At 53.4% G+C, this 9,587-nt stretch carries 5 protein-coding genes and 1 pseudogene; all 6 read right to left on the bottom strand.

What is annotated here, in order from left to right; translation table 11 throughout:
• Nucleotides 1-1,841, bottom strand: a pseudogene (locus ABLU87_RS25765) (hypothetical protein); the annotation flags it as partial.
• 160 nt (nucleotides 1,842-2,001) lie between these two features.
• Entirely contained in the window at nucleotides 2,002-4,485 is a 2,484-nt protein-coding gene (locus tag ABLU87_RS25760) for a host specificity factor TipJ family phage tail protein (protein WP_348866073.1), read from the bottom strand.
• Nucleotides 4,472-4,867, bottom strand: a complete 396-nt coding sequence (locus ABLU87_RS25755) for an NlpC/P60 family protein (protein ID WP_224373630.1) — start codon at nucleotides 4,865-4,867, stop codon at nucleotides 4,472-4,474. The genes ABLU87_RS25760 and ABLU87_RS25755 overlap by 14 nt, the downstream gene beginning before the upstream one ends.
• A complete protein-coding gene (locus ABLU87_RS25750; RefSeq protein ID WP_224373631.1) occupies nucleotides 4,864-5,334 on the bottom strand; it encodes a hypothetical protein in 471 nt (156 codons plus the stop codon). The genes ABLU87_RS25755 and ABLU87_RS25750 overlap by 4 nt, the downstream gene beginning before the upstream one ends.
• Nucleotides 5,334-5,810, bottom strand: coding sequence for a hypothetical protein (locus ABLU87_RS25745; protein ID WP_224373632.1), 477 nt, complete (start codon nucleotides 5,808-5,810; stop codon nucleotides 5,334-5,336). Before ABLU87_RS25745 ends, ABLU87_RS25750 begins: the two co-directional genes overlap by 1 nt.
• A 41-nt stretch (nucleotides 5,811-5,851) precedes the next feature.
• Nucleotides 5,852-9,571 (bottom strand): tape measure protein, encoded by a 3,720-nt coding sequence (locus ABLU87_RS25740; RefSeq protein WP_348866072.1) that lies wholly within the window; start codon nucleotides 9,569-9,571, stop codon nucleotides 5,852-5,854.
• Nucleotides 9,572-9,587: the final 16 nt, after the last annotated feature.

Below are 9,587 nucleotides of genomic sequence, written 5' to 3'. Positions count from 1 at the left end.
GTCAGGGTTACCACTTTATCCGTCGCAGCATTCCCGTCCGTTGTCACCGTCACCGCGCCCGGAGCCAGCTTAAACAGATTACAGAAAACCTGCGTGACCGTTGTCGATGAGATTTGGCTAAAAACCTTGCCAGTTAACTCACTGACAACATACTTAATAACCCCGGCAGTAGTTAGTTCATATCCGGCGGCCGTCACTGCCGAATTCAGTACCGCCAGCATCAGGCTTCCTGACGAGGCATCATAAGTGATCCCCGCGGAAGTCCCACCCGCGATGGTAGTCGGTAAATAAGCTTCGTATACGCCTTTCCTGTCACGAATAATACGCGTCGTATCTGATGGCAGAGACCCCGGTAATGTCACCGGAATATACATCAGGGTCCGTCCCGTGGTGGTGTTGATCGCCACCGAATTGATTATGCGCGGTGCGAAGATAAAATCCACGTACGGCGATGAAATAGTTGCGCCGGAAATGGATTCCCCCTCCAGCAGCGTCAGTTTCTCCACCGTACCCAGACTGTCCGTGATAGACAGCACCATACGCCGGTTATTCGTCGCCAGAGACAATCTGCTCAGTCTGAAAATCGAGGGACCGTTAAAGGTGGCGCTGTAGGCTACCGCAGAGGCGAAACTCCCTACCACACCCAGATCGTTACTGAACTCCGGTAACTCAGCAGACAGCGACCGCAGTTGATCCGCTGCGCTACCCTGCTGATTATCCTGAATCGTGACGGCGTTAGCTTTTGCTCTTTGCTCTCCGGTGTCTATCACCAGCTTTTTGGTGGCAGTGATTATTGCGCTGCAGACCTGATCCGTTGCAACGGTCACTGTGCCCGCCTCGGAGAAAAAGAGGGTGTACTCCGGCAGTGTCTGCGTTTCCGTGGATTGCTGGCTCAGCATCAAACCGCCGTAGGTATCCCAGAAATATGCAGTAGCCCCGCTAATGCTGTCCTCGTAACCCGCTGCTGTTATTCTGCTTTTCGCAACTGCGATATACAAAATCTCGTTAGCAGCATCAAACGCCAGCGTATCAGTTGTGTAGGTATACGATGATGAGGCAAGACCAATGGTGATACGATTTTGACGGTCACGCAGTACACGCGCCTCTGTGGCTGAAAACGCCTGGGGGAGCTTAATCGTTCCCTTCAGCACCCAGGTATTGGTGCCAGCCGAAACGCTGTCAACAATGAACTGGCGCATCGCCACATCGAAGTACGGCGTTGTCAGCACGCCGTCGGAAAGCGTTTCCCCGTTAAAGAATCCCTGACTGAACAGTGTCCTGCCTGCACCTGTAATCGTCAGGATACAGGCAGCAGTAGAAAACGCTGTAGAGAATGACGTTAGCCGCAACAGGGTGCGCTCAGAAAATGAGCCGCTGTTATTGAGGGGAACCGATCCACCTACAGACCAGGCAGATAGCTGCTGAGTAAAATCAGCGGCCAGAGTACGGCGGTCAGGCATACTCATTCCGTGTAACTGGTTATCACGAACAGCAGACGCAGTGGCAACCTGACCGGCAGCCGTCAGGACCTGTTCAACTGAATTCTGCGAAGGCATCTTCCGCCCTGTCGCCTCCAGCGTACCGCCGTTGTTGATGACCTCAATAGCCAACGCGGTATCGTCCGGACTGCGGTAGTACGTGGTCGAACCAACAGGTATATTCGCGATATCAGCCTGAGCGGCGGCCAGCGTCATATACTGCCGACTGAGCGGAATCAGGTTCTGGCGCGTCTCCTCGACGACCTTATCCCCTTCCGCCTTAATCCCGTCGACGGTGTAATGCTCACCTCCAAGGCGATCCGTGTAGGTTAAATCAGTGCTGGTTACGACCTTATCCAGCATTCCGCCCGCATAAACATGGTCACGAATATCATCACTCGGTACTGTCTTTTGCGTCGGCGTTGGTAATTCTGCCATGTGCTTGTCGCCCTATAAATGGCGCACGAAACCCTCAGAAATTAATCTGATGGTGTGCGCGAAGGTTAATTATTACTGCTGTGCGTTACGGATAAATCAGGTCTGAATATTCAGAGAGGGTTAATGTCTGGGTGTCGTCACCATTGGGTTTGGCTGTTTCGACGCGCCAGATGGTGGAGTTAAGTTCTGTGCTGGTTGCTATGAAGTAGCGACTGGCGTTCTGCACCGTCGTCCGATCGTAAATGTTCAGGTCGAACGCATCAGCTGCAGCCTGAAAAGCCTTAGGCTTGTCGGTTACGGGGTATGCGCGCCAGCGGCCGCGGTAATTACCGAGACTATCCGTCATCACCACCCACATATCGCCGAGAGTAAAATCGATGCGCTCAGAGGTGCTGAACACATCTCCGTTACGGGCGGTGATATAGCCATTCTGCTGCTTGTTGTCGTACATGTCCGGGCACTGCACCACCGCACCGCGGATAACCTGCGTCGATTCCAGCACTTTCACCGTCATTCCGACACGCGAAAGCATAATGCGGCGCGCCTCAAGCCACGCCCTATCTTCCGCCTGCGTTTTATTGCGACAGCCGTCCAGGCTGATCTGCAACGCGTTGATGGTCGCGTCTTCTACTTCAACGATGCCGCTTTGGTCAATCTGCAGGTAGATATAGGCCTTCTTATTGGTGAGCGGATCAACATAATCTACCGTAACGCCGTCGTAGCCGCCGGGCAGTGACATCTGCCAGGAAACTTTATACTCGTCCCAGAACATGTTTGAGCGCGCGAAAACCGCGTCCGGATTCGCCACTTTCTCATCGCGCCAGAACGTCAGCACATCGCCGATGTTGTTCCCATCGACGCGGGCCACATTGCAGATGGTTTTGATACGCTCACCGAGGGAGAGCTTTTCATCCGAGAAGGTGTAATCGAAGTAGCCGAGCTCGGGAACAGTTATTGAATCAGCGATCGCGTACAGCGTAGCGATATCGATGCTCGAAGCGTCCTGCCTGCCGATGACTATCCATTCATGCAGTGCGGCGTCGGCAAACGAGCGGCTTGGGCGTAGCGTGTAGTCAATCAAGCCAGTGGTGCGGTCGTAGGTGATGGTGTGGCGCTGTGCGAGCATGTTGTATTTCTGCTCGCGGTTGCTGTTGCTGTTGTTCGGCCCCTTAATGGTGACTTTGGCGATAGTGTCGTCAGGGTAGACCACATTTTCGCGCACGTTCACCGCGTGGATCGCCATCAGCGTCACAACGTTACCGTCATTGCTATTATCCAGGCGCTCAATCGTCACAGCGTAACGGCCAACACCCGCCGCCGGCGTAAACTTATGAGAGGTACGATAATATTTGGTCGAGATCTTATAGTTGTTATCAAAAAAGTAATCATACTGCTCAGCCGTTCCTGGCACCTGATTGTTATTGCTGTCGACCTTCCAGAATTTAATCCTGTAACGCGTTGTGCCGTCGGTTGCGCCGAGCTGCACCATCACGTGTACCCATACCTGAGTGGACTCAAGCGGAGAAACTGACGGACCAATCACCAGCGGGGTCTGGTCGTTGAGAGTGAACAGTGTCAGGTTAATTGTTGCATCAGCCGGCAGCGTGGTGATTTCACCGGTCATATCTCCGAGATAAAACGTGGTGTATGACACGGTGTCGGTGCCAATGAAGCTCTCAGAAAAGACGATATTGCCGCTACCAGTAACATTCCTGGTAACCGTTCCGCCGCTGGCATTCCATGTAGCGTTAATAACAAACGTCACGGGGTGTGGAACGGCAAGAGCGGCAAAATATGAGAAATTATCGTCGTTAGAGAGTACCGTCGCCTTAAGTTGGTTGCTCTCGATAACCATCACATTTGGCGAGCCTGTAGTCGCAGTTTGCGCCGGGAAATCGTCGCTTTCATTCAAGCCTGGAACTTCTTCATTATCCACGTCATCGAACTGATATCCGACCTCAATAGTGCCGATAGTGGCGCCAGGGTTGAACGTCTGGTAGCTGGCGCCGGCCAGGCTGCCGAGGTTCGATTCTGAGTAGCGAACAGAGGAAGTTGTGTATTTCCCATAGCCGACCTCAAACCACTCGGTGATAAATTTGTTGTTGTCGATAAACTCAAACAGCGCCTGCTGAATCAGGTCTGGAAAGACGCGGCACTGGCCGTAAATATTCGGACGCCCCTTGTAGAGCCGCGCCCGGTTGGTTTGCCCTGTTGCGTCGTTGTTTGGTGATTCGCCGGTTGAGATGGAAGGTGAAGAAGCGTTCTGCTGGCCGGTTATCCCTGCCAAAACTTTTTTAGTGAATCGGATCGGATTGAGGTGCTCAATCGGGTTGAGCAGCGTTTTAATCAGGCCGCCACCCTCTGGCTGGTCAAATACTGAAACAGCATCGCCAGCACGCAGCGGATAGGACAGGTCAAAATCATCATCCAGTTTGCGGCCGTTGAGCTTCACCACGACGTTGTTATGCAGCTTCAGCTTGTCGAGCAAGGCGATCAGTTGAGTGCCAGGATCTTCCGTTCCGCGTTGCTTAGGTGCGCCCGGTAGGCGCTGGAGCTCATATCGAACCATGCACCAGATACTCCACTTTGTTATAGATTTTCTGAAGGATGACGGCGCTGTCCGTACGCACGAAGCCAAACTCGCCGCGGGAATGCAGGCATTTCCCTGGATTAATCATTACGCCGACGTGCGCCGGTGCATCGCCGTAATAGAACACCGCTAAGCAGCCGGATACCGGCACCGGAACCCGGCGCCAGTGTTCGAGTTCTTCTTCGTAGCAGGTGATGAAATCTGAGCCAGACTCGTAGCCGGCGACGTGGTGGAGCTCCAGCCCCAGAACGTGCCGGTAATACAAAACCACGAGGCCCCAGCAATCCAGTTCGTCGAACGTGCAGGCGCGGTTAGCCCAGGGCTTGCCATTAACGAGTCCGATAAATTCGCTCTGTGTCATACCGTAATCAGCCCAGGGTAGTCTTTCGTGGTGTAAATGATGGGGTTGGCCAGCGTCAGCGGGTTGGTCTTGCCTGAGTTAACCGTGACGTTGCTACCGTCGGCGCCGACGTCACGCACAAACAATGACCAGGTCTTCATCGGCGTAGCGTCGCCGATCGCATTCCACTGCTGATATTTGCAGGTTATGGGCGTCATGCGCCCGGCGCCTGTCCAGTTCTTCAGAGTGTTCCTGACGTCCTCGGCGCCCTGCAGGAACGTAATCGCCATCGAGATGATCGCCGATCCGTTCTGCGTGGGCTCGGTGATGTCGAAAGCCGCCGGCTGGTAAACATTTCCGCCAAACGTCGCCTCTCGAAACAGCTTATTCACGACACGGTAATAACCGAACGCCGGGTGATAAAACTCGACGGTCTGCTTGATATCGCTCGCCGGCCGGCGCTCTTTCCACTCTCGTAAAGTCGGCATTAATCAGCCCTCGCCATAACGGCAGTGACCAGATAATCCAGCCAGTAGCCGTAGTTCTCTGGCGCCTCGACGATCCAGTCGTCGTAGTCCTCGGTGATGTCCTCTATACCATTGCAAATGACGCTGGCGGTCCAGATGACGATATTGCCGTTTTTACTGGTCTGTACCGGCATGCTGATGAAATGCAGGGTCTGCAGCTGAACTCCCTGCATATCGCCGAGATCAATACGCATCTGGAACCAGTTACGGCCACGGTCGCAGTACGTCGGTGATCGGAGCCACGATTTAAACCGCTCGGCCTGCTGCAGCGTGAATTTCCACTGCAGAGACCAGGTCGATTTAAGGTCGGTGGTTAATGGCGTGAAGATGACGGGACCGACCGCCGGCTGTGTCGTCTGCCACGCCGTATCCTGCGTCATGTTCTGGTCTGCGCGCTGAGGAAGCGGCAGCATATCCGGGTATGAAACTGTTGCCACGTTTCCTCCGGGCATTAAAAAACCCACTGGAGCGGGTTGGTTTAGTAGTCGCCTGATGCTTGCCGGCGGAGGCCAAAGGTCGATTCCATCTGTCCGGACATGGGCCCACCGTTCTGCAGATCAGTAACAAACGTTTCAATCAGCAACTCGCTACCGTTCTGAGTGCTGCGAGTGTCAACCTGCACGCCGCTGGCGTAGTTGTAGACGTTATTGGTCACCTGCAGCGCCCCGCCGCCGCCAGAACCGCGCAAATCCTTATTGCTGATGACAGAACCGTTATCGCCAGGGATCATGTACTGGCTGCCATTACTGGCCTTGTAGATTTCAGGCATTCCGCCCTCACCTACCTGGTACGTTGAACCCGCCGACACAGGACCGCCGTTTTTACGCTTACCAGCAAGGGACGAACCAACCGCCAGTGCGGCAATCAGCGCACCTAGGCCAATCACTGCCGCACCACCGAAGGATCCGATGGATGCAACCAGGGCGGCCGGAGTCCATGCAGCCGTGGTAGTTGCAGCTGATGCTGTGCTTGCTGCCGTCGTTGTGGCCAAGGAACCGACCTGCGCCGCAGTCGTGGTGGCGATTGCAGCATTCTGAGCGGTTGCCCCCATAATCGCGGATTTTGCCTGCTGGATACCCATTTGCACGAACGTATTGATGACGTCGTTCAGGATCGTGTTTCCGATTGACTGAAGAGCATCAGAGGCCGACATACTGCCGGTAATGATGCCAGTTAATGCATTGGAAGCCTGACTACCAAACGCATCTACCGCGGCGCCCAGTGCCTCATAGCCCACGCTTTGCTGAGTGAACAATGCCCACTGAGCATCAGTCCTTGCTTTTTCATACTGCATGTCGGCCGCATTTTTCAGCAGCAGAGCCTGGTTATGAGCTATAACGCCTTGCTGCTCAAATTGCTGGATAAGCGCCAGTTCCTGGGCGTGCTGGTTAGCCAGATTCTGCACCGGATCTACATCACCGGCGGCCTGCTGTTGCGGAGTTACAGCCTGTTGCGCGCGAATTTTTGCGAGATTGGCCTTATGTGCAGCCTCTAAACGTTCAGAAGTTTCGTTATACTGCTCTTGGCTAATTTTCTTGGCCGCGAGCGCGGTATTCAGATCTAGAACGTCCTGCTTGTAGCTTGCGTTCTCCCGCGCCTCAGGGAGAAGCTTCTCAGCTGCAGCCTGGGCCTTTATCGCATTGGCCGTATCCCATTTTTCAGCAGCATATTTCCCAGCAAGAGTTATTTGCTCCTGCGTGGCACCTTTCCCGAGCGAAAGCTGGGCATTGAGGATTGTCTGCTCGCGGCTAAGTTCCTGCGTAGAGCCTGCTGCTAACTCCGATTGCTGCTTCAGGTTAGTCAGTTTCTGCGCTACTGACTCCGCCGAGGTTGCAGATCGCTTATCCTGCTGCTCTCCCTTTCGTTGAGCTTCCTGTCGAGCCTCCTCCGCTTTTTGCAGGTCATAGTTTTCACCCGCCAGATCTCCAGCTTTAGATATCTGATTTGGGTTATCTGTAACCTTTGCCGCCTGCATCTTGGCTTTTGTTACTGCTCTTTGGCGTTCATCCTGAATTTTAAGAAGCTCATTCTGCTCCTCAAGATTCAGAATTACCTTGTCGCCGTCTGCCGTAGGAGGAGAAACCTGCAGCGCTTTGGGATTGAAATTTTGTCCAGCCTGGTTTGCTCGGTTTATTTCGTCAGCAGTGTTTCCGAAAGCCTTCGCAACTGCGTTCTGGGCCTGCTCAAGGGACCAGCCCTTTTGAATAAGCTCATCATGCACACCCATTGATGTGAGCATGTTGTTTGTAAGGGTGCGGCTCGCTTCTGATGCAGTGTCCTGAGTTCTTACCAGTTTTTCCTGAATATTGGCAAGATCGCGGGATTTCTTAGCCAGTTGATCTGAAACCTCTGCCTGTTGGCGCGTGAAATCAGCCCCCTGCCCCATCGACTCAGCTACAGCTTTCGCTTCAGGGGTAAAGCTACGATAGCGCGCATTAAGTGCATCCACCTCAGCCTGAAGTTCAGATAACTCATCCTTTTGAGCCCTTATTGATTCGTTAGCGTCGGCAATTGTTCCCCTTAACTGGGTGTTGTTCATTGCCTTCATTGAGGAGTTAACGCGATCCAGACTATCAGCAAAACGAAGGGCTTCCTCTCTTGCCTGCTGGGCTTTCTGCCAAAAGTAGAAAATTGCAGCCGCAGCTAACATCGCCGCACCTGCTGGGCCGCCAATTAATCCCAATGCCCCCTTCAGCAACCCTCCAGCTACAGATGCCGCCCTTGATGCTACAACCGACGCCTCCTGTGAGGCGATATATCTTCCATTAGCAGCAGTCGCCGCAGCCGTCGCATCCGCAGCAGCCAATCTTGAAGCGCTGACTTGGGCTTCCGCCTGAGCTATGGCTGAAGCTCTTGCTTGAGCTGTTGCGGTTTCAGCGGATGCCAATCTTTGATTCAGCACCGTTGATGCTTGTTGTAGCTGAGCCATTCGAGTGGCTGTCGCGATACGCCCCTGATCTGTTATTTGTGCTTTCAGTCTTTGAGCTTCGAGCATTTTCTCAGACTCAATTTGCGCAATCTGGGTGCGTATTTGAGCGGCCTGAGCCTCCGCTAATTGAACCTCAGACGCCACCGAGGCCTTAGTGGCTCTTAGCGTCGCAAGACGTCCCTCAGAAAGGTTCAATGCGGTAATTGTCGCGGCCTTTTCAACTTCAGCAAGACGCAATTTAGCGGCTGCCTCAATTTCTGTATCTTTGGCTGCAACGGCAGAAGCCTTGCTCTGGGCTATAGATGCAGCTGTGTCTTGGACTTTTGCGGCGGTAGCCATTGTTATTGCGCCAACATATCGACTCCCCATGATTCCAGCAACAATGATAAGAGCTCCGCTCAGTACCTCAAGATTTTCACTTACAGAAATAACAGAATCTCGGAACCCAGCAGCAAATGACTTAACAGTGGAATTTTCGCCAAAGAACTTAGTTACGTTATTGCCAGCAACCTGCAATCCCTTAGCGATCGACACGGTGGTGTTGGCAAATTCTTTACCTATTGCATCCCCTTGAGACAGGAGGCCTTTAACTACAACGTCTGTTGTCAGTTGCCCTTGAGCGGCCATAGCCCTTAACTGACCAATAGAAACCCCCATCGAATCAGCCAAAGCGACCATGAGGCGGCTGCCTTGCTCAGACACTGAGTTAAACTCTTCGCCGCGCAGAACGCCGGAAGCAATACCCTGTGATAGCTGAATGATCGCGTTTTCTGCTTCCTGAGCAGTTGCACCTGAAACCGCAAACCCTTGGTTAATAATGGTGGTCAGGCGGGTTAAATCTTCTGCGCTGGTGTTGTATGTTCTGGTTCCGCGCTCAAGTCGGGCGTAAAGAGTCGCCGTACCGTTCAGAGATGACTGGGTTGCCTGCGAAACATCAAAGATCCGCTGCATGACATCCGCCTGCGTCTCCCCCGTACGTACTGAGTTAGCGACTTTGTTATTCAACTCCGTCCAGGCGTCGGCGTAACTGGCAACTTGCTGCACAGAAAGCGCAGCCAGTAAACCTTTGGCAACGCCAGAAAGGCTGGACATTGTCCGCTCCATAGAGCCAATAGAGCGCTCAGTGCGGTTAACGCTGGCTTCAAGACGGCCCATGTTTCCGCTTAACCCGTTCAGTGCAGCATCAACTTCCCGGCGAGCTGCCAGTAAGCGCGAAGTATCCATATCAACTTCGTAGAAAATGCTGCCAGCGTTAATAGTTCCAGCCATTTAACTTTCTCCGGGA

The organism is Klebsiella sp. CB_Kp196, from assembly GCF_040061575.1.
Classification (GTDB): Bacteria; Pseudomonadota; Gammaproteobacteria; order Enterobacterales; family Enterobacteriaceae; genus Klebsiella; species Klebsiella michiganensis.
This window is presented reverse-complemented; position numbering and strand designations above follow the sequence as displayed.

Excerpts from the sequence above, each read along its gene's own strand:
- ABLU87_RS25760 (WP_348866073.1), bottom strand. The coding sequence starts at position 4,485 with ATGGTTCGATATGAGCTCCAGCGCCTACCGGGCGCACCTAAGCAACGC.
- ABLU87_RS25755 (WP_224373630.1), bottom strand. The coding sequence starts at position 4,867 with ATGACACAGAGCGAATTTATCGGACTCGTTAATGGCAAGCCCTGGGCT.
- ABLU87_RS25750 (WP_224373631.1), bottom strand. The coding sequence starts at position 5,334 with ATGCCGACTTTACGAGAGTGGAAAGAGCGCCGGCCGGCGAGCGATATC.
- ABLU87_RS25740 (WP_348866072.1), bottom strand. The coding sequence starts at position 9,571 with ATGGCTGGAACTATTAACGCTGGCAGCATTTTCTACGAAGTTGATATG.